The 20,476-nt window shown below is 49.9% G+C and carries 18 protein-coding genes; 9 read left to right on the top strand and 9 right to left on the bottom strand.

Annotation, left to right across the window (positions count from 1 at the left end; translation table 11 throughout):
• Positions 1–52: 52 nt before the first annotated feature.
• The 3 genes from BN4_RS04925 to BN4_RS04915 all read left to right on the top strand — a co-directional run bounded on the left by BN4_RS04925 (position 53) and on the right by BN4_RS04915 (position 3,117).
• Entirely contained in the window at positions 53–1,348 is a 1,296-nt protein-coding gene (locus BN4_RS04925; protein WP_015414257.1) for a DUF401 family protein, read from the top strand.
• 115 nt (positions 1,349–1,463) lie between these two features.
• Positions 1,464–1,844 (top strand): hypothetical protein, encoded by a 381-nt coding sequence (locus tag BN4_RS04920; RefSeq protein WP_015414256.1) that lies wholly within the window; start codon positions 1,464–1,466, stop codon positions 1,842–1,844.
• 190 nt (positions 1,845–2,034) lie between these two features.
• A complete protein-coding gene (locus BN4_RS04915) occupies positions 2,035–3,117 on the top strand; it encodes a (Fe-S)-binding protein (RefSeq protein ID WP_162138610.1) in 1,083 nt (360 codons plus the stop codon).
• Positions 3,118–3,228: 111 nt separating this feature from the next.
• On the opposite strand, the gene rarD is transcribed toward BN4_RS04915, so the two are convergent.
• Together rarD and BN4_RS04905 are read right to left on the bottom strand one after the other, a co-directional pair.
• Entirely contained in the window at positions 3,229–4,155 is a 927-nt protein-coding gene (gene rarD / locus BN4_RS04910; RefSeq protein WP_015414254.1) for an EamA family transporter RarD, read from the bottom strand.
• A gap of 96 nt (positions 4,156–4,251) precedes the next feature.
• Positions 4,252–5,679, bottom strand: coding sequence for an aminotransferase-like domain-containing protein (locus BN4_RS04905; protein ID WP_015414253.1), 1,428 nt, complete (start codon positions 5,677–5,679; stop codon positions 4,252–4,254).
• 127 nt (positions 5,680–5,806) lie between these two features.
• Here BN4_RS04905 and BN4_RS04900 point away from each other — a divergent pair, with 127 nt between their 5' ends.
• From BN4_RS04900 to BN4_RS04885, 4 genes are all read left to right on the top strand, one after another.
• Positions 5,807–6,532 carry an AzlC family ABC transporter permease gene (locus tag BN4_RS04900; protein ID WP_015414252.1) on the top strand — a complete coding sequence of 242 codons (726 nt, stop codon included), beginning with the start codon at positions 5,807–5,809 and terminating at the stop codon, positions 6,530–6,532.
• A complete protein-coding gene (locus BN4_RS04895; protein ID WP_015414251.1) occupies positions 6,517–6,843 on the top strand; it encodes an AzlD domain-containing protein in 327 nt (108 codons plus the stop codon). Before BN4_RS04900 ends, BN4_RS04895 begins: the two co-directional genes overlap by 16 nt.
• 212 nt (positions 6,844–7,055) lie before the next feature.
• Positions 7,056–10,394: a response regulator gene (locus BN4_RS04890; protein ID WP_015414250.1), complete on the top strand. Its 3,339-nt coding sequence runs from the start codon at positions 7,056–7,058 to the stop codon at positions 10,392–10,394.
• 48 nt (positions 10,395–10,442) lie between these two features.
• On the top strand, positions 10,443–12,257 hold the full coding sequence (locus tag BN4_RS04885) for an AMP-binding protein (protein WP_015414249.1): 1,815 nt from the start codon (positions 10,443–10,445) through the stop codon (positions 12,255–12,257).
• Between the two features lie 72 nt (positions 12,258–12,329).
• Here the strand turns inward: BN4_RS04885 and BN4_RS04880 are convergent, their stop codons facing one another.
• The 4 genes from BN4_RS04880 to BN4_RS04865 all read right to left on the bottom strand — a co-directional run bounded on the left by BN4_RS04880 (position 12,330) and on the right by BN4_RS04865 (position 15,093).
• A complete protein-coding gene (locus BN4_RS04880; RefSeq protein ID WP_015414248.1) occupies positions 12,330–12,878 on the bottom strand; it encodes a peptidylprolyl isomerase in 549 nt (182 codons plus the stop codon).
• The gene (locus BN4_RS04875; protein ID WP_015414247.1) at positions 12,875–14,143 is read right to left on the bottom strand and encodes a glycosyltransferase; all 1,269 of its coding nucleotides are present in this window, start codon (positions 14,141–14,143) and stop codon (positions 12,875–12,877) included. The genes BN4_RS04880 and BN4_RS04875 overlap by 4 nt, the downstream gene beginning before the upstream one ends.
• A 108-nt stretch (positions 14,144–14,251) precedes the next feature.
• Complete coding sequence (locus BN4_RS04870; protein ID WP_015414246.1) at positions 14,252–14,647, bottom strand: response regulator; 396 nt, start codon at positions 14,645–14,647, stop codon at positions 14,252–14,254.
• Positions 14,648–14,850: 203 nt separating this feature from the next.
• Entirely contained in the window at positions 14,851–15,093 is a 243-nt protein-coding gene (locus tag BN4_RS04865) for a hypothetical protein (protein ID WP_015414245.1), read from the bottom strand.
• A 153-nt stretch (positions 15,094–15,246) separates the two neighbouring features.
• On the opposite strand from BN4_RS04865, the gene BN4_RS04860 reads away from it, so the two are divergent.
• Together BN4_RS04860 and BN4_RS18210 are read left to right on the top strand one after the other, a co-directional pair.
• Entirely contained in the window at positions 15,247–18,159 is a 2,913-nt protein-coding gene (locus BN4_RS04860; protein WP_041720637.1) for a sigma 54-interacting transcriptional regulator, read from the top strand.
• Between the two features lie 353 nt (positions 18,160–18,512).
• Entirely contained in the window at positions 18,513–18,635 is a 123-nt protein-coding gene (locus BN4_RS18210; protein WP_269450395.1) for a hypothetical protein, read from the top strand.
• Positions 18,636–18,696: 61 nt separating this feature from the next.
• On the opposite strand, the gene BN4_RS04855 is transcribed toward BN4_RS18210, so the two are convergent.
• The 3 genes from BN4_RS04855 to BN4_RS04845 are packed head-to-tail and all read right to left on the bottom strand — an operon-like array spanning position 18,697 to position 20,283.
• Positions 18,697–19,092 (bottom strand): rhodanese-like domain-containing protein, encoded by a 396-nt coding sequence (locus BN4_RS04855; protein WP_015414242.1) that lies wholly within the window; start codon positions 19,090–19,092, stop codon positions 18,697–18,699.
• Entirely contained in the window at positions 19,093–19,509 is a 417-nt protein-coding gene (locus BN4_RS04850) for a MarR family winged helix-turn-helix transcriptional regulator (RefSeq protein ID WP_015414241.1), read from the bottom strand.
• 12 nt (positions 19,510–19,521) lie between these two features.
• Entirely contained in the window at positions 19,522–20,283 is a 762-nt protein-coding gene (locus BN4_RS04845; protein WP_015414239.1) for a sulfite exporter TauE/SafE family protein, read from the bottom strand.
• Between the last annotated feature and the right edge of the window lie 193 nt (positions 20,284–20,476).

The following is a 20,476-nucleotide window of genomic DNA, read 5'->3' as shown; positions in this document are numbered from 1 at the left end:
TTGAAAGGGCGTAGGCGAAAAAGAAAGTGTTCAATAATTCGAAGGACTGTGCATGGAAGACATCTTTATCAAATCCCTCCCGTTTATTAAGGTTATTACCGCGTTTGTTGTCATGCTGGCGGGCATGCGGTTTAAAATCGGGCTTGGGATATCCATTTTGGCGGGCGGTCTCGTTCTGGGATTGCTTTTCGGCCTTGGATTGGGGGAATGGGCACAAACGGGGTTTTGGGCTCTGACACAGGAAAAGTTCCTGTTCCTGGCGGCTATTGTCGGTCTGATTCTTATTCTTTCAGATGCTATGGAACGGTCCGGCCAGTCTCGAAGACTTATGGATGCACTTTCCGGCTATCTAACCAGTCCCAGGCTGCGTCTTGTTTTTTTCCCAGCCCTTATTGGCATGCTGCCCATGCCTGGCGGCGCCGTCTTTTCCGCCCCCATGGTCAAGACTGTTTCTGAAGATATGCATGTCAGTAATAGTGATCGGGCTGTAGTTAACTATTGGTTTCGCCATGTCTGGGAGGTCTGCTGGCCGTTGTATCCCGGCATCATATTGACCGTCGCTCTGGCAGATATTCCCATTCTTGATCTTATTTCAAAAACATGGCCAGGGACAATCGTGATGATTGCGGCTGGTTGGTTTTTCTTTCTTCGTCCAGGCGTACTGGGTAAAGGAGAGTTGATGGCTCCTCAACCAGTCACGGTTCGGAGTAAGCGATCAGTCTTTCGACAGGGATTGCCTTTGCTGCTTGCCATTGTCGGAGCCATTGGTCTGGAAGGATTTATTTCAAGCTTTATGCCGGGTGTTGATTTCGAGTGGGGAGTGATCATTGCCTTGGTTCTTGGCATATTGGCAGTGATGATGCAGAATACCAGCCTTGGCCTGCGTTTTCTGCTGGATGTTGTTTCTAAAAAATCCTTGTGGTCGATGATTTTTGTCATTGTGGCCATTTTTATTTTCAAAGACGTCATGCAGGCCTCCGGTGTCGTGGACCGAATGGCAGAAGCTGCCGGTGGGGGAGCCGCGTTGTTTGCTGCGGCTGTTTTTCTTCCCTTTCTTGTTGGGATGGTCGCAGGGATCAACGTTGCCTTTGTTGGTGCAACTTTCCCTCTGCTTTTGGGGCTTCTGCACAATCTGGGGATGCAGGATCAGATGATCCCGTATCTGGTCCTGGCAACTTTCGCCGGATTCACCGGGGTCATGATCTCTCCGATTCATATCTGTTTTATTCTTACCTGCCAGTTCTTTGAGTGCAACCTAGGGAGAACGTGGCGTAAATTGGTTGGACCGTGCACAGTCTTTTTTCTGTTTGGTGTGTCACTTTTTTCCTTTTTGCAATGGGCGGGCTAGTGTCTTTCCCTTGCCGCGAGGATGAAAACGGCTTGAATATCCGATGAATTTTTTGTAATCAGCTTCGATATTCGAGGGACGTATTTCTAACAGAATCATTGGGGGTTGTGCGTTTATGGATCGATATGGAGATATCTTCACCGCAGAAAAACTTGAATCTCTTTTTCCAGCCGAGAGGACAGACGATTTTTTTGAGGCATTGTTTGGTGATGCTGAAGAAGGGAGTTATGACATAGCGTTGGGCTATACCGGGGGCGATGGAAAATCGCTTGGTTTTGAAATCCGGCTTTCACAGCGACCGGGAAAATGTTTGGCATGCAACCTGACCTATGGGTTGCCGCAAGTCTTTTCCCGTCACCCCATTATCAATGTCCAGGGTATTGCCGATGCCGTGGCTTCTGCTGTGGGTGGTGGTTCTGCTCGTTGGAAGTTGCGGGCAACGGAAGAGGTGAGCAGTACACTGCATATTATTCCACTATGCATAGAGGTCGAGTAATTTGAGGGCAACGGTTGGTTGCCGAGATCTTTTAGACGAAAGGGGTGCAGGTTTTTCCGGCACCCCTTTCCTGTCTTGGACCTATGCGATCTGGAGTGCCCTATTGATCTGATCAATGGTCCCGGAACAAACGATCGGTTTTATGCTCACCCATTGCACAAATCTGGAGATCCGCATAGCGTGCTGGACCATGACTATAGAACGTGAATATGTGTCTGGTATGGCGGCTCGATTGGAGGCTGATTGTACAGGGTGTGGCGGTTGCCGTGTGCACTGTGCTTTCTTGGGTGAGTATGGAACGCCGGGTGAGATTGCAACGGCGGTGAGACTCAGGCCGCAGGAAGAGTGGCCTGATCCTTTTCATTGCAGCTTGTGCGGTTTGTGCGGAGCTATCTGCCCCGAGTCGCTGCGGCCGGAGGAATTCTTCCTTGAAATGCGTCGTACTCATGAGCAGAATGGCCTGCTTGATCTCGCAACATATGCTCCGGTCATGACGTATGAGAAAATAGGGAAAAGCAGGCTTTTTTCTTTGTTACGTCTGCCCGACGGCGGCGACACTGTACTGTTTCCAGGGTGTGCTCTGCCAGGAACCCGGCCACGGACTGTTCGAAGGCTCTTTTTGGCTCTACGGAACCATATTCCTGATTTGGGAGTTGCGCTGGGCTGCTGTTTGAAGCCATCGCATGATCTGGGGCGCAAGGATTTTTTCGAGAATTGGTTTGATGTGCTTTATGCACGGCTTCGTCAGGCAGGGGTCAAGCGGGTGATTACAGCGTGCCCCAATTGCCAGAAGATATTTTCGAGCTACGGCGGCCCTCTTGAATCAGTGCCAGCATATTCCCTCTTGGCGGAAGCCGGGATTGGGCCGAACAAGCCCTTCGCAAAGACCGTTGTGATTCATGATCCTTGTCCTCAACGGTATGATGCATTGACTCAGAAGAGTGTGCGCACTCTGGCCCAAAGGTGTGGTTTGACCGTAGAGAAAGGGATGCCGGAGCGCCAAAAGACGCGATGCTGTGGAGAGGGTGGGGCTGTCAAATTTGCCCGTTCGGAATTTGCGGATGCATGGACGGCTCAGCGAACCAACAAAGCAGCGGGGCGCACTGTGCTTACATCCTGTGCCGGGTGTGTTAATTTCTTACAATCATCCATGGAAACAGAACATATTCTTGATGTTTTGTTCGACTCCAAACCGACTCGTCCCATACGCCCGCCCTTGACCTACCTTTTTCGATTATGGGTCAAGGGGTGGTTTGTCAAAACCGTTCGGTAAACAGGATGCATGAGGAAGATGCACTTTTCTGTTTCCCTATGGTGAGGGCAAAATTCTTTTCTCCATACCGGATGCCGCAGGGGGGGATATGGATGAGAAAATTCTCTCGGGTCAGAGGGACTGGTTTTTTTTTGATAAGGTCTGTCTGTGATGTCGCATGGTTTTGAGAGAATCGCCTGTATAGACTATCAATCCTGACCAAATCAGGCAGAAGGTTAACATGTCCGCCGCACCAAACGGCTCATGGTAGAGAAAAACGCCGAGTATGAAAGCGATACTGGGAGCCGCATATTGCAAGATTCCAAGAGTCATGAGTCTCAGCCTCCGAGCGCCGAAAGCAAATCCGATAAGTGGTAACGCCGTGACCACGCCTGTCCCCACCAGAAGGAAGTCCGTGCTCAGGTCATTGAGGACAAAAGCACTCTCTCCTTGTGATTGAAGAATGAGGATGTACGTTAGCGCAGCAGGGGTGAGAACCATTGCTTCAAGGAAAAGTCCTGGGAGAGATTCCACGGCAGCAATCTTTCGGAGCAGGCCATAAAAGGCAAAGCTGATGGCTAGGGCTAGGGATATCCATGGCACTTCCCCGTAGTTGGCTATGGAATTTATGACACCGAGAGAGGCTAGACCCAGAGCTACACACTGCATTGGGGAGAGGCGTTCTCTAAAGATGATGAATCCAATCAGAACATTTACCAGAGGATTTATATAATATCCGAGACTGGTGGCCAGGACATGGTTTGTATTGACTGCCCAGACATAGATAAGCCAGTTGGAGCCGATGCACAGGCTGCTCAGAACAAGAATGCCGACATTACGAAAGGAACGGAGGGGAGCGAATGTTTCCGCCCAGCGTTTCTTGAAGGTGAGAATGGCACCAAGGATAAGCAGGAGCCAGACTATGCGATGACAGAGTATCTCAAGTGGAGCAACGGTCTGTATCTGTTTCCAGTAGATGGGGAGGAGACCCCAGAGGGTGAATGCGCTCAGAGCAGCTATAAAACCGTAAATGGGATCTTTTTCAGAACGTGGAGTCATCTCGCTCTCTTATTGTCAGAATCGAAAAAGAAAAAATACGTTCTTATTCCCCGATGGTAAAGAATATTTTCGAGGCAGAGAGAGCCGATTTAGAGTTTACTCTGTCAGGGCATGCGCCATGGTTCCGAGAGTCCTGACACCATTATCAAGCTGTTCAGACCATGGAGAGCCACAGCTTAAGCGAATGTAGTTGCTGAACTTGTCCTGAGTCGAGAAAATGGCTCCGGGAGCAATGCCTATACTGTGCGCTCGCGCCTGAAAGAAAAGTTCCACTGAGTCGATACAGTGTGGTAGCTCCAGCCAGAGAACACCACCGCCGCTAGGATGCGTGACCCTGGTTCCCGAAGGGAAATGGCGTTCAAGATGGAGTTGCATGGTGTCCATTTGTTTTTCCATTGCGCTGCGGAGGCGTTTCAGGTGTCGAGTCATACGGCCTTGGCGCAGGTATTCGGCGATGGCTATTTGTGATGGGGCAGAGGTTGAAACATTTGTCGTTGCCTTGATCTCCAATACCTTTTGGCGAAAGCGGCCCGGCAACAGCCAGCCGACTCGATAGCCTGGAGCCAGTGTCTTTGAAAATGAGGAGCAGAGCAGGACAAGGCCTTCCTTGTCATATTGTTTGTACGTGTCTGGGCGTTTCTGGGTAAAGTGAAGGTCCGTGGAGACATCATCTTCCACCAATGGGATGTGCCTTTGCGCCAGCATGGAAACGATTTCACGTTTGGCTCTGTCCGGGGTCAGGCTGGAGTCCGGGTTGTTGAAATTGGGGGACAGAATACAAGCTGCGATGTCGAAGGTCGTCAGGACATGGTGAAGGTCGTCTGGTGAGACTCCGTTTTCCGGGTCTGATGGTACCTCTATGGCCCGAAGGCCGAGGGTTTCCAACAATTGCAGGAAACAGTAGTATGTTGGAGACTGAATGAGGACAGTGTCACCCGGACGGCAGACTGAACGCAGGGCAAAATTGAGCGCTTCCATACACCCGGTTGTGATAATCGGATCATCCGGGGCAACAGGGATGCCATGTTCCATGGATCGAAATGCTATTTGATGAACCAGCTCCGGGTCTCCCGGTATTGGGGTATATTGCAGCGCGCGTTTTGGATTTTCGCGCACGACTGTCGTGGTGATCCTACTGAGTTCGGCAAGGGGAAGCAGGGAAGGGTCCGGAGCATTCACGCCAAGTGGGACCGTGTCGTCTCGTCCCACTGCTTCCAGTACAGTCTGGATAAGGCCGATGCGAGTAACGGGACGAGGGCTGTCCATGGAAGATGGAGATATTTCCGTTCGGGGCAGACGCATGGAGTGTCGGCAGATAAAGAAGCCTGATCGCGGTCGAGCTTCTACCACGCCTTTTCGTTCCAGTTCGACGTAAGCTTGATTGACTGTGGAGAGTGAGACTCCGAGGTTGCTACTCATCTTGCGCAGAGACGGCAAACGGTCGCCCAGAGCAAGCGCTCCCTGCTCCATCATGGCAAGAATATGCTTCTCCACTGTCTGATATCGGTATGGTTCCTGACCCATGTTCGTCTCACTTTAAGTAAATCTGTTCTGCTTTTATATTGTGATATCTGTATCTGTACTGGTGACAGTATTCAGAGTTTACTGCAAGCTCCGGTCGAGTCGAATGCAAAGAAAGGAGTGGGAGAGCGTGACAATTGAGATTATGGAAAAAGAGAATATGCGGTCCTCGACAAGTGGGAGCGTCTTGAATACAGCCCTTCGGCAGGTAACCCCCATTATTATGGGATATGTTCCCGTAGGGGCGGCGTTTGGGGTTTTGGCTCACAAGACCGGGCTTTCCATGCTGAGTACGGTTCTCATGTCCACTTTTGTTTTTGCGGGGTCGGCGCAGTTGATAGCCGTGGCCATGTTTGCTTCGGGGCTTCCTCCTTTTTCCATTATCGCCACGACATTTATTGTCAACCTGCGTCATTTGCTCATGAGCGCATCTTTGGCACCAAATCTGAAAGGGTGGGGGCGCGTTGAGATGGCGTTGTTCAGCTATGAAATCACAGACGAATCCTTTGCTGTCCATTCATCCCGATTCGGCGCTGGAGACACGAGCAAGTCTGTCTCCTTCTTAATCAACGGGCTTGCACATATCTCGTGGATCTTGGCTTCCTGGATCGGTTTTCTGGCCGGTTCCGCAGTCCCAGATATCAGGCCACTAGGCCTTGATTACGCGTTACCTGCGATGTTCATCGCGTTGTTGTCCATGCAGGTGAAGAATGGGCTGCATGTTTTTGTGGCTGGTGTGACCGGTATGGCTTCCATTGCTCTTATCCAGTCCGGGGCAGATCAATGGAGTGTTATTTTAGCAACTCTGATTGGCGCAACTTTGGGAGCAGGGGTGGAATCATGGATGAAAGAATAATTCTGTTGACTCTCGTGGGTATGACATTGGTGACGTATATTCCTCGGATGGCACCGGTTCTTGTTCTTGCGACAAAAACTTTACCGGCTCCAATCGTCCGTTGGCTTTCCTATGTGCCTACTGCCGTCTTATCGGCCATGCTCTTTCCCGCTCTTCTGCTCAAGGATACGGTTTTCGATATATCAATTGAAAATTATTTTCTCTGGGCCTCGATCCCAGCTTTTATCCTGGCTTTTCGCGCGCGGAGTTTTTTCGGTACAGTCGCTTTGGGGATGAGCCTGGTTGCGGCAGGGCGCTATTTTTGGGGGTGACTCTGAGTTCTGGCTTCATAGTCTTAGCCAGGAAAAAAGGGGGGCCCAAAAAGAGAAAGGCTTTCTGATCAGCCTGTCTTTTAAAGGTTTTCTTTATGATAGCCGGCCAAATATAATAGAGTGGAGGTTGTCTCGTTTTTAGGCTAGTCTCCAGCCTTGTTTGTGGAAATTCCCGGTATGAGGCTGCCTGATAGCTGAGGAGATAGGCTGGTTTGATACGGTTTTGGGTTCTTTCGTTACTTTTGACATTCTGCATGGCAGGACCGGTCAATGCCGCTTCGGTAAACGAGATTGTCGTCGGTTATTTCGATGAACCTCCGTTGTCGTTTGCGGATGAGGACGGCCAACCAAAGGGCTTGGCTGTTGATATCTTTTCCTCTCTTGCCGCGAAGAACAACTGGAGTGTCTCATATCTGCGGGGAACCCGTGAAGAGTGCCTGAAGCGCCTGGAGCGCGGTGAACTGGATATGGTCATTGCCTTGCCATTCAGTTATGATTACCGATTCCCCATTCACTTCGCCAAAGAGCCGATAGTGGCGGACTGGGGAACAGTTTATGTGGATAAACTTGCTATTTCAAATCTTCAGGATCTTGAAGGACGCCGCATCGGATACGCTTCCGGTGATGAACATAATGAGCGTTTCAAGAGCCTTGCCGGTAATCTCGGGGTCGGATTCACCCTTATTCAGTTCCCGACTTACAAGGATGTGCTGGAAGCCACGCATAGCGGGGCTGTTGATGTCGGCATAGTGAACAGACTTTACGGCCTTCGGTATGGCAAATCTCTCGGTGTTCATGTCACCCCTATTCTTTTCAATCCCATCTCAATCCGTTTTGCCGTGTCAGGGGGCGCCCCACAGGGGTTTCAGGAAAAACTTAATGCTGGGTTGGAACAACTGAAAGCGGACAATCAATCCGTCTATTATTCTATTTTGCATGATTGGCTCTCCCCTGAGAACGCTCCTGAGGAATTTGTCAGGACCGTGTATCTGTGGATCGGATTGGGAGTTGTTGCCTTCTTCGTTGTCGGGGTGGGAGGCTGGTTCACGCATCAACTTTCAGCCACGACCTCAGAGGTCAGTCGTCAGGAAGAGGCTCTCAAGGAAGAGACAGAGGTCCGGAAGCGTGCGCAAATAGCGCTCTGGGAAAGCGTGGAGCGGCATCGGGCCATGTTCACGGATACCATGTTGCCTCAACTTCTTGTCAGTCTTTCATCCCTCAGTATTGTCGAGGTCAACCCGGCTGCTGAAGCCTTCTATGGATTCCCTCCCGGTCAGTTGGTGGAAAAACTGCTTCACGATATTAATGGTGACACGGTCCGGCGGATGAACACGCTGCTACAGGAAGTCGCACAGGGACGAAACCGATTGATTACCAGGCATCTGCTGGCAGACGGTCGCAGGTGTGATGTCGAACTGTTCGTTAGTACTCTGTACATTCATGAGCAGGTCCACAATCTTATTACTGTGGTGGATATTTCCGAGCGAGTGGCTGCGGAGAAGGCCCGTCGGGAAAGTGAAGAGCGGCTCGACCTTGCTGTGAGGGGTGGAGACCTTGCGTTCTGGGATTGGGATATAACCTCTGGGGTTATTGTCTCCAACGATCGTTTTGCTGAGATGCTCGGATACAGGTCCAATGAAATCGGTAATACTCTGGATGATTGGATTTCACGTATTGAACCCAATGATTATGCCCGATTGAAGTCCGGGATGAATCGAGCTTTGGAAGGTTCTGTCGGACGTCAAAGTTTTCAGATACGCATTCGAACTAAGGCAGGAGAATGGCGATGGTTTCTCTCCCGAGGGAGCGTTTCCCAGCGGTCGGACTCCGGTAAGCCCTTACGTATGTCCGGAATTGCTTATGATATTACCCTGCGAAAGAGAAACGAGGATCGCCTGGCAAATATCAATGCCTGCATTCTGGGCTTTGGTCCGGATCCTGACGAAAATATCGGGAGTTTGACAGCTCTTGTGGGTGAAATGCTCGGGGGAGCGTCGGCCCTGTATTGCCGGGCGCGCCGGGAATCTTTAAGGCCTCTCAGTTCCTGGAATTCCAGCGGAGAGTTGGAAATTCGGGAAATGGAGGCGGGATTCCTGTCCTACGATTTGATGGGCCAAGGTTTTTCGGGTGTGAGGGTTATCAAGAATCTGCAATCAACAAAATATGCTCAAACCGACCCTGTCATTGCGCGTATGAATGCACAGACTTTTGTCGGTCAGGTCGTCAATGTTGGCAATCAGCCTGTAGGTGTCTTGTCCGTTTTGTTGCGCGCGAATTACACCCTTCCCGAGAGTGATGAAAAATTGTTCGGTATTATCACGGCAGCAATCCGAAATGAAGAAGAACGTAAGATATCAGGTGAGCAACTGGTTCAAGCCAAGGAAGTGGCAGAAACCGCCAGCCGTGCAAAAAGTGAATTTCTGGCCAACATGAGCCACGAGATCAGGACGCCTCTCAATGGCATTTTCGGTATGCTGCAATTGGTGGGTGAAACCGAACTTACGGAAGAACAGCGCGACTTTGTTTCCACGGCCCTGACTTCTGGGAGGAGTCTGCTCCGAGTCATTAATGATGTCCTTGATTTTTCCAAGATGGAAGCGGGGATGCTGGCTCTGGAGGAAGAGCCTTTTGATTTCAGGAATATGGTCGGGAGTGTTTTGGATAATTTTACGATTCAGGCCGCAGAAAAGGGACTGAATATGAAAGTGGCCATTGAGGATTCCGTGCCTGATACGCTTTTGGGTGATGAAGGGCGTATTCGTCAGATTCTTTTCAACCTTGTCGGCAATGCTGTCAAATTTACACCGCGCGGAGAGGTCAAGGTTGAGTCCTGGGTGCTAGCTCCCAAAACGGACACACAGAAAATGCGGCTATTGATAAGTGTGTCCGATTCTGGGATCGGTATCCCGGACGACATGATAGATTCCGTTTTCATGGCCTTTTCTCAAGTGGATGGATCATACACAAGAAAATATGGTGGGACGGGGTTGGGACTTGGTATTGTCAAGCGTCTGGTCAATCTCATGGGTGGAGAAATCGCTGTGGAAAGTGATGAAAATGGGACGACTATTCACCTTTTTGTTCATGTTCGTGAGGGGGCAGAATTCCCCAGCGTCAATGGAAAAGAGGTTCCCCCGTCTGTTCACCTTGCCCCGTTGGATGTCCTTTTGGTGGAAGATGAACGAGTCAATCGTCTTTCGGTCAAAAAGCATTTGGAGAAGCTCGGGTGCACGGTTTCCGAAGCTGAAGATGGTGGTGAGGCTCTCGATCTGCTTCGGTGGAACGAGTATGACCTTGTGCTCATGGATATCCAGATGCCGAACATGGACGGGATAACTGCTACGCGAGCCATCAGGGATGATTCGCAACTTGGCAGCAAGGCTCGGATACCGATTGTGGCACTGACGGCGCATGCCATGAAAGGGGATAAGGAACGTTTTCTTGCGGCCGGAATGGATGATTACATTGCCAAGCCTGTTGAGTTTGTTGATCTTGTTGGGGTCCTCGCCCGCCTTTCTATCGCCATTCGGGAGCGAAAAAACCAAGCTTGACCCGAATGCCTGACATGATATGGCTGTGAGCGCATTGCGCATCATTATATGGAGGACCGTGTGAACGAACAAGAAATGACCCTCAAGGATCTGCTTGAGCAGTCCGTTGCCAAGCATGCAGATCGCGTTGCCTTGAGCTTTGTGGGGGGCGATCCCCTGCACTATTCTCGGCTACTCGAACTGGTGAGAGACCTCGAAACGCTCCTGGCCGGGTGTGAGGTCAGACCAGGGGACAAGGTCGCCATTATCGGCGAGAATATGCCCCACTGGGCTGTCACCTATTTTGCCGTGACTTCAATGGGGGCTGTTGCTGTTCCCATTCTGCAAGAATTTCATTGCAGCGCTGTCCATCATATACTTCGACATTCAGAGGCAAAGGTTGTTGTTGTCTCCAGTCGATATATAGACAAGGTTGAAGGCGAGAGTTTTCCTGATCTCAAGACAGTCATCAATATGGATGACCTTTCCGTGGTGAATGAAGACGCACCCAAAACGACTTTCTCAGAAGCTGTCGAAGCGGCAAGGGAAACTTTTGAAGAACTGAGCGAAAAGGCCAGAAAGTACATGGATCGTGCTGATGACAGCACCAAGGCCAGAGTAACGGAAGCTTATGATTCCGCTCGTGAGAAGTTCAGTGAATTCAGCCTCAAGGCCCGTAAGTTTTTTGATCGTAAGACTGGAAAAGCATTTAAGCTCACGTCTGAAACGGTGGCCGCAATCCTGTATACTTCAGGGACCACCGGACATTCCAAAGGCGTGGTCCTGACCCATGGAAATCTTGTGTCGAATGCTTTTGCGGGCATTCAGACCATCCCGGTCTTTGAAACAGATCGATTCCTTTCCGTTCTTCCTATGGCTCATACATATGAATGCACGGTTGGCTTGATTATCCCATTGCATTGCGGCAGCTCCGTTGCCTATCTCCAGCGGCCTCCGACTCCCCGCACGCTGCTTCCCGCCATGGAGAAAGTCCAACCGACTGTCATGAATATTGTCCCTTTGATCATTGAAAAAATCTACAAGAAGCGAATCAAGCCGAAGCTGTCCTCCAAGGGGCTTATGGGCGGTCTGATGAAAATCGGAGCTGCACGCCGTAAAGTTTCACGAATCGCCGGAAAGAAGCTTATCGAGGCTTTTGGGGGCGAATTGCGATGTCTTTGCATCGGTGGAGCCGCGCTTGCTCCGGAAGTGGAAGAATTTTTGCATGAAGCTGAGGTCCCATATGCCATTGGGTATGGGATGACGGAAACAGCTCCGCTTCTGGCCGGGACCAGGCCGGAGAAACAGAAACTCCGAGCCATTGGGCCTCAGATTGCCGGGATTCAATTAAAAATTCTTGATCCCCATCCTGAAACAGGGGAAGGGGAAATCATCGCCAAAGGACCGAATGTCATGCGGGAGTATTACAAAGCACCCAATGATACAAAAAGTACTTTTACCGAAGATGGGTGGCTGCTTACAGGCGATCTGGGGATTATTGACGAGGATGGGTATCTTTTCATTAAGGGGCGCTTGAAAAATGTTATCATTGGTCCCAGCGGTGAGAATATTTATCCCGAAGAGGTGGAATCCATCATCAACCAGTGTGATTATGTCATGGAGTCACTTGTGTATGATGTGGATGGCAAAGTCATTGCCAGAATTCACCTCAACTACGATGCGTTGGATGAAGAGCTTGGAGCTGGAAAAATGATTGAATCAGAGGTCCGTTCCAAGATCAAGGCACTGCTTGAAGATGTCCGGACTGAAGTCAATTCAAAAGTCTCTTCCTTTGCCCGGTTGTCCCGTGTTATTGAGCAAGTGGAACCTTTTGAGAAGACCCCGACCCAGAAAATAAAGCGATTTATTTATCTCGATAAATAGATTTGTCTGAAAGACAGAAAAAGTGGCGTGACTTCATGAAGTCGCGCCACTTTTTCTGTGTCGGTGGGATCGTTATTTCGGAACGTCGGCCGCGACTTGCATGCGGACAATGATATCCGGGTTACTGACCATACCGCTTTGACCGATCCCTTTGCGAATGTGGTCAACATACTCCATGCCGGATATCACCTGCCCCCATACAGTATATTTGCCATTGAGAAATTGAGCCGGAGCGAGACAAATGAAGAATTGACTGTCTGCGCTGTCTGGAGAATTGGCACGAGCCATTCCAACGGTTCCCCGATTGAAAGGAGCAGGTGAAAATTCAGCCTTCAGGTTTTTGCCGGAACCTCCGCGACCAGTGCCGGTCGGATCTCCTGTTTGGGCCATGAATCCATCAATGACGCGATGGAACTTGATGCCATCGTAGAATTTCATGCGGACGAGTTCCTTGATTCTTTTGACATGCTGGGGAGCAAGGTCCGGGCGCATTTCAATAACGACACGCCCATCCTTGAGATCAAGATAGAGGGTGTTTTCAAGGTCTGCGGCATGGCTGGGAAATGCCATCAAGAAAATGAGAAATGCGGCAAGGGAAAAACTTTTCAAAAATGATTTCATGAGTCACTCTGGATGGTTGTGTGTTTGTGATAACGAGGCCCACTCCTTGCGGCTTCTGCAAGAATTTTCAGGTGAATGGGCAAACATTTACTGAGACAATACGTATCGAGTATTGTTTGACGCGCATTGGTTCGCAGGTCGCGGAGTTCGGCCTGTTTTTCAAGCGCAAAAAGGGTTGTATCAGCAATATGAGCAGGGGAATGAAAGTCAGTCATCAAACCGTTTTCTCCGTGCCTCAGCACCTCGTGAACAGGGTCGGTGTCCGAGCCGATAATCAGGCAACCGCATGACATTGCTTCAAGGAGGGACCAGGAAAGAACGAAGGGCCATGTCAGGTAGATATGTGCGGAAGATGCCAAAAGGACCTGTTTATACTGACCGTATGGCAAGGGACCGGTGAAGTGGACTCGACTTTCATCAACCTTGATCTGTGCTTCCATTCGTTTTCGGTAGCTGTCGCCTTCAGGGAGTTTGGGGCTGTAGCAGACTCGATCTTCACCCACGATAAGGACATGGCAATCAGGACGTTGAGCGAGAATGGCGGGCAATGCCTGATAGAATTGCGGAAATCCTCTGTAAGGTTCCATACCTCTCGCGCAATAGGTGATCAGCTCTTTTGCTCCTGTCAGGTCAAGTCCGGGAATGTTCAGTTCTTGAGGAGAGAGCAGTCCTGTGTGGTGTGGAGAAAAGTAGTGCGTATCAATTCCGTCATGAACCTGAACCAGCTTGGAGTGGAACTCTGAAGGAAACTGGGAGCGTTGCCAGTTTGTGGGAGTGATGCCGGATTGGCAGGAGACCAGATCATGAAGGATGGCATCGTTACGCAGGCGTAATTGAGCACGTTCACTTATGGTCCGTTTTCGCATATCAAAGGTGGTCTCTGCGCTGGTAGAACTATAGTACCACTCAAAGTAGCAGATAAAAGGAGTATCCGGAAAAATATCACGCATGAAAAGCGTCTGTCCCCAGCCTGAATGCCCCAGGATAACATCGGGTATGAATCCCCTTTCCTTGAGCGCCACGCATGTCTGGCTCATACCTTGAGCATGGCGGATGCTGTTTTCAAAATTCGTGCAAAGGGGGTGGGAATCTTCTCGCAGACTCTGGTTTGGGGTGAAGATGACCTTGGTTACACCTTCGATTGTCCATTCCTTTCGAGGTGTTTTGGTGACAAAGACCACTTGGTTGCCGGGGGTTCTGCCAAGGTACTCCGCAATATGCCTGAACTGAGCGGGGAAGTTGTTATGAGTGATAAGTATGCGCATGTTTCATTCAATTCTCATTCAACTCGATACCTGCCAATGACGGCAAGTGCAACCATTGCTTGATGATACAACGGAAGCGTCCAAACTCTGTGGAGAATAAGTGGTGGATTACGGTGTCTCAATGCCCCCGTTCTCAGTACTTTTGAGGCATCGTTTGATATAGGTTTGAAGCTCTGCCCGGTCCAGTGGTTTGGCCAGGAATAAGGTCGCTCCAAGTTTCAGTAGATTGGAAATGTCGTTGATACCAACGACTGCTGACATGATAATGATCGGAAAATTCATGAATTGCTGGTCGCCCCGCATGGTTTGGATCAATTGTTGTCCATCCATTACAGGCATCATTATATCCGTAAGCAGTAGGTCAAAATCGTTACAGGCCGTAAGAGCTTCGTATGCATGTTTGCCATGGGGACTGACAAAAGCGATATGTCCAAGCTCCTCAACTATTTTTGCTGCAAGTTTTTGTGATATTCTGTCGTCTTCAGCGATAAGTATCTTTGCCACGTGTTCTCCCCCGGTGCTATTTCTGGTCAGCGCGATCCCATGGCGGGAATGGACACGGATCGGAGTCCTTATTCATTATGTGAGCGATCTTTTTGTAAAAGTAAAGTGAGACGATATTATAATCTGCGTATCAGTGACGGTGTTTAGTAGGGAGGACGCCCGGTCGGAATTTCCAGCCGGGCGGGGGGGCCGAACTGCGGCTGTTACATTTTTTCCACATGCATACAGTCGTCAAATTCGCATGTCACTTTATAACTTCCTCCGGCTGCTTCTACGACATAGTCACAGCCGGGGAACAGGGTGCATGCAGGTTCAAATCCATCGTTGATCATTACATTTTTGGCTTCTCCGTTTGACTCGAAGCGAATTGACGTTCCATCCGTCAGTGTCACCATTTCTCCATGGTGGATGTTTATGGGAAGGTCAGTCTCTGTAAAGGTCGACATAGCTCTCCTCCTTGCTTGGTTGTCAAATTATCCCATACTTTTCCTATACCCTTTCCAGAAACAATTAGACAGTAAAATCCATACGGGGTGAGGCGAATGGGGGCTGGTTATCGAGAAGCAAGTGATGTATGGATGTTTTCAGGAGATTTTCAGGTGAATTCAACCGTTCTCGTCGCCTTGAGCGATGCTGCCATATGTCGGCTTATCTGCGACATCCTCACCAACAAGGGATTTGAGGTGATCGTTGCCACGTCCGGGCAAGAAGCCGTGGATATCATCAAAAGACAAGAGCCTGACGTCTTGCTTGTAGACCATGAGCCGGGCGGAGAAAGTGAAAGGCTGTTGGCATATGTCAAATCACGGGGCGAAAATCTTCCGGTGATTTTGGTTACCGGTGTAGACGTTGAAGCCCCGGAGGAAATTGCTTCCCGCATGGGGGCCTTAAGTTTCGTGCGGTGCCCGGTAGACCGATGCCAGTTGGAGGAGGCTGTACGGCAAGGGGGGATGGTCCGGGACTTGTTGCTTCGGGAGAAGCGTACGCAACGAAGCCTTACTCTTTCCAGAAGTTTTCTCGGTGCATTTCTTGATACGGGAGATGAAGCAGCTTTTCTTTTGGATTCCCGCTATGCCCTGTTAGAAGTGAACAGGGCGGGGGCTCATCTTCTCAATGGTCGGATTGAAGATTTGGTCCTTCAGAAGTATCTATCGAGATTGTCCAGTCTTTCCAGGTCAATTCAGGAAGATGCCCTCGAAAAAGCCAAGGCCACTGGCCAACCGCAGCAGAGAGAGGAATATAGCGGTGGGGCTGTCTTTATTACACAGGTTCGTCCTGTCTATACTGAGGCGGTGCTGGCCGGATTTGTGGTTGTAACACGGGATATTACAGCCCAACGTCAGTCTGAAGTGGGGCTTGCTGAGAGTGAAAAGCGGTATCGTTCAGTCTATGAAGCGGCCAGGGACGCCATCATTATGGTTGATAGAAACGATGGTGCGATACTGGACTGTAACGCGGCAGGGAGGCAGCTTTACGGATATCCCGTGGAAGTTATGCTGGATTTGACCATACGGGATTTGTCGGCTGAACCGGAACGGACCATGGAATCCATTCGTTCGGGAGCTGAACATATTCCTCTGCAATATCACTGTCGTGCGGGTGGGGTGACTTTTCCGGTGGAAGTTTCCATGAGTCATTTTGTGCATGACGGTCGAGAAGTGTGCACGGTTTTTATTCAGGATATTTCACAACGCAAAGTGGCGGAGGAAGCCCTGCGAGAGGGGGCACGACTCTACCGGGCAGTGGTCGAGGACCAGACAGAACTTATTTGCCGATATAATCCCGATGGTGAATTGACCTTCATTAACGGAGCATATGCCAAATTCTTTGGAGTGGATGAAGATGAAATCGTCGGGCAGAAGTATTTTCCGACCCTGGCCGGGAGTGAACGGCGTGATCTTAAATCCTGGATTCATGAAGCAGGCCCGGATCGGCCCGTCTTTGATCGTGAGCAGTATGTTGAACGTTCAGATGGCGAACCGAGATGGGTCTTGTGGACCAATCGCGCTGTTCTGGACCAGCGTGGCGATATCATAGAGGTCCAGGCCGTCGGGCGTGATGTCACGGATCGTAAGGAAGCCGAAAATGCTCTGGACAGGGCCACAGCGGAAAAGGAACAGTATCGTCTTAATCTGGAGGCCACGTTTCGCAGCATCCCGGATGCCATCGTGACCGTGGATAGTGAGCTTCGTGTCATAGCCACCAACAGTGCTGCAGGAGGACTTCTCTCTCTTGATCGCGAGATCGCTCAGGGACGGGATTTTCGGGAATTGATAGGTGATTCGGGACACCCCTGTCTGGGAGTCTTGAAGCAGGTTTTGCGGACGAGTAAATCTGTACGCGGATATGAAGCTGATCTGGATGTTCCGACGCTTGGACAGCGCATGGTAGAGCTCAACTGCACCCCTCTTGTCGATCAGAACAAACAGCATATTGGTGCTGTGCTTGTCGTCAGGGATGTCTCTCGCATAGCGGATCTTGAGAAACGGTTGCACGAGCGGCATGGTTTTCGGGGTATTATCGGTCGAAGTTCCATGATGCAGGATATTTACAAGCTTTTGGAGCAGCTTTCTTCTCTGGATTCCATTGTTCTTATTCTTGGAGAATCGGGGACCGGCAAGGAATTGATCGCAGAAGCACTGCATTATGGCGGATCAAGAGCCGGGGCTCCATTGGTCAAGGTCAATTGTTCGGCGCTGTCTGAAAATTTGCTAGAGAGCGAGCTTTTCGGCCATGTGCGTGGTGCGTTTACCGGTGCCGTGCGGGATAAAGTCGGGCGTATCCAGGCGGCTCAGGGTGGTACGCTTTTTCTGGATGAAATTGGTGATATTTCACCGCTTATTCAGCTTAAGTTACTCCGGTTCCTCGAGCAGAAGGAATATGAGCGGGTGGGAGAATCCAAAACCCACACAGCGGATGTTCGTATCATTGCTGCGACCAATGTGAATCTTTTGCGAGCCGTCAAGATGGGAACATTTCGTGAAGACCTGTATTACAGGTTGAATGTCATGCCGATTTTTTTGCCTCCTTTGCGAGAACGGCAGGCGGATATTCCGCTTTTGGTCGAGCATTTCCTCGAAATTTTCTCAGGGCAATTCAACAAGACTTTTGAGAAGGTTTCAGATGCAGTCCTTGATCTTTTCATGGGCTACAGTTGGCCCGGCAATGTTCGTGAACTACGCCATATTCTCGAGCATGCCTGTATCTTGTCTCCCGGAAGCGAGATAGGGATAAACCATATGCGCAAGGATCTGACGGATCAGATGCGAAACGGTTTCTATCCATACGGCGAAGGGGCCGATGTCCCTCTTTCTTCCCCCTCTGGAATGCAATTGACTGTTGGGAGGGGGAGTGCCACGTCTCAGCCTCCTTCTGCCAGAAAGGTGGGGAAACAAGATATTCTAGAAGCATTGACCCGCTGTGGCGGGAATAAAGCCAAAGCAGCCCGTCAGTTGGGTATCCATCGAGCGACTCTCTATAGAAAGCTTGATGCCTGGGATTTCGAAGCGTGATCTTCTGCAGCGCTTTGCATACATTTTATCAAAGTAGAGTGAGTCTAAGCGCTCAATATGGTGATTTGGTCATGCCCTTGTATGGTGGGAGAAGCGACCATACAAGCGTTGAAAAGTAATAACCATAATTTCTGTATATGGAGCGCCGGGAGTCGGAAAAATGATGAAAACCCGGAATCTTATACACTCGATATGAAGGTGTAAACACGGCGGGAGCCATTTCTGGTGGCATTCCTCAAGCGGAACAGTGTCTTTTTCGAGACCCACATCCTGGGTGCTGCGAGCAGGGACGTTTCGATTGAGTGTGTTATGTTTTCGATGCGTATTACATTGATAGTGCCATGGAGCGTTTCATGATCGATGGAACACCAATATTTCTGCTCTTTTCAAACGGGCGTGAGAAAGATCGACTTATGGGAGATTCTGACAGGGAGATCCCGGAAGAGTGCATTCGTGATTCGGTAGCTACAAAATAAAAAATTCCCGAATCAAACTGAATCGGGAATTTTTTATAGGGCTTGAGGGTGTGATTCTCTTTTACTTTCGGGTGAGAGGATATCCCTTGTCAGTCCAAGCATTGATGCCTTGCGTCAGGTTGTGGATTTCAACGAAGCCGTTTTTGTCCATGGACGATGTTGCAACATGACTCCGTTGTCCACTTCGGCAGTATATAAAATACGGCTTGGTTTTATCCAGCATATTGATTTTTTCATTAAAATCTTCTGCGAAGAAATCTATGTTCACACTCCCCTTGATATGTCCCTGATGAAATTCATCTGGAGTCCTGATATCCAGTATCACCAGGTCAGGGGTTGTATTCATGAGTTGTCTGGCTTGTGCCGGATTGATGTCGTGCACCTGAGCGAGAGCAGGCAAGGCCAGCAGTATCAGGAGCGACAAAGGCGCGAATGTTTTGAACAGCAATTTATTCATTTAAAACTCGCAGATCATTTTTTCAAGGATCGCAGCAAGTTGGCTGCTTTCTTTCCGAGTCAGGTTGACCGTAATGTCACGGGTGAGTTGGTTATGCAATTCATCATGTTCTTCAAAGATCGTCTGCCCTTGGTCGGTCAGTTCCACGAGAATGGAACGGCGGTCCTCTTCGTGCGGCTTGCGGCGGATCATGCCCGCTGTTTCCAGCCTGTCTGCAAGGACAGTGAGGGAGCCGGTAGTGACTCCCATACGTTCAGCCAGTTCCTTCATGCGTAAGGCCTTGTGAGTCCCAAGAATCTCCAGAGCATGGACTTGCGGCAGCGTCAGTCCCTTGTCGCGCACAACTCCATGCTCCCATGAAGAAAGTCTTTCATAGAACTCGACGATCAATGGTGTCAGTTTTTTGATTTCGGGCATGGTCCTCAATGGTTATACAGGGCCGAAGTCCAGGTAAAGGGTGTAAAATCCGAATAATATTGTGAGTACGCCAACCGTACGCATAATGGTTGGTTCGATCCAGGGCTTTTGTAACTTCCTGATCAATCCAGTCACCTTATATATTGCGAAGATGACTCCGGCAAGGGCAATGCCGGTCCCTATCGCATAGCTGGCAAAAACAGACACGGCCTGCATGGGACTGGCCGACTCCAACGCATAAGAATACATGATGGCCACGGTGGGGCAAGGGACAATCATATTGAGAAAACCAAGTGTGGCAAGCCCCCAGACCGTGGATTTTTTGGCCGTGAGTGGTGTGTGATGATGTCCATGCTCGTGCTCATGTTCGTGATGGTTGTGCTCATGATGGTCATGGCCTTCGCAGGCGTGGTCATGCCCGGAGCAGTCGCAGTGGTCATGGTCGTGATCATGCTCGTGACTGTGCAGCAAGTGAGGTCGCCAGAGGAGAATGGCTCCCAGAATGATTATGATTCCGGCAGTAATCATATCTGTGAAATAACGAGTGGATGGCGGCAGGCTGGCTGAGACTGTTCCGAGAAGCAGGCCGATAGCGAGACAGCCAGCTGTAGTTCCGGTGATAAAAGCGGCAGTGAGGCTGAAAACCCGTTTGCCGCTCGAATTGCCAGCTACAAAAGGGGTCAGAACCACCCAGGAATGACCACAGGGGTTGATGCCGTGGATAAGCCCCAGAAACATACTTGATTGAAGCGCGACGAAAAAGAGATGATCCATGATTGTGTGTACTCCATATATCTTGAAATTCAAATTAAACTATTTTGAGATAGTTTGATTGTCAAGGTAAAATGGTTTGTTTTATAAATATGAATAATATAAGATGGTTGTGGTAGTAGTGTGTGGGGATTATACCGAGTTAAGTCTGCGATTTGAAGCTGAACAGACGAAGAGAGCGAGGAAGCAGGACGTG

Origin of the sequence: Pseudodesulfovibrio piezophilus C1TLV30, from assembly GCF_000341895.1 — a bacterium.
GTDB classification, from domain to species: domain Bacteria; phylum Desulfobacterota; class Desulfovibrionia; order Desulfovibrionales; family Desulfovibrionaceae; genus Pseudodesulfovibrio; species Pseudodesulfovibrio piezophilus.
This window is presented reverse-complemented; position numbering and strand designations above follow the sequence as displayed.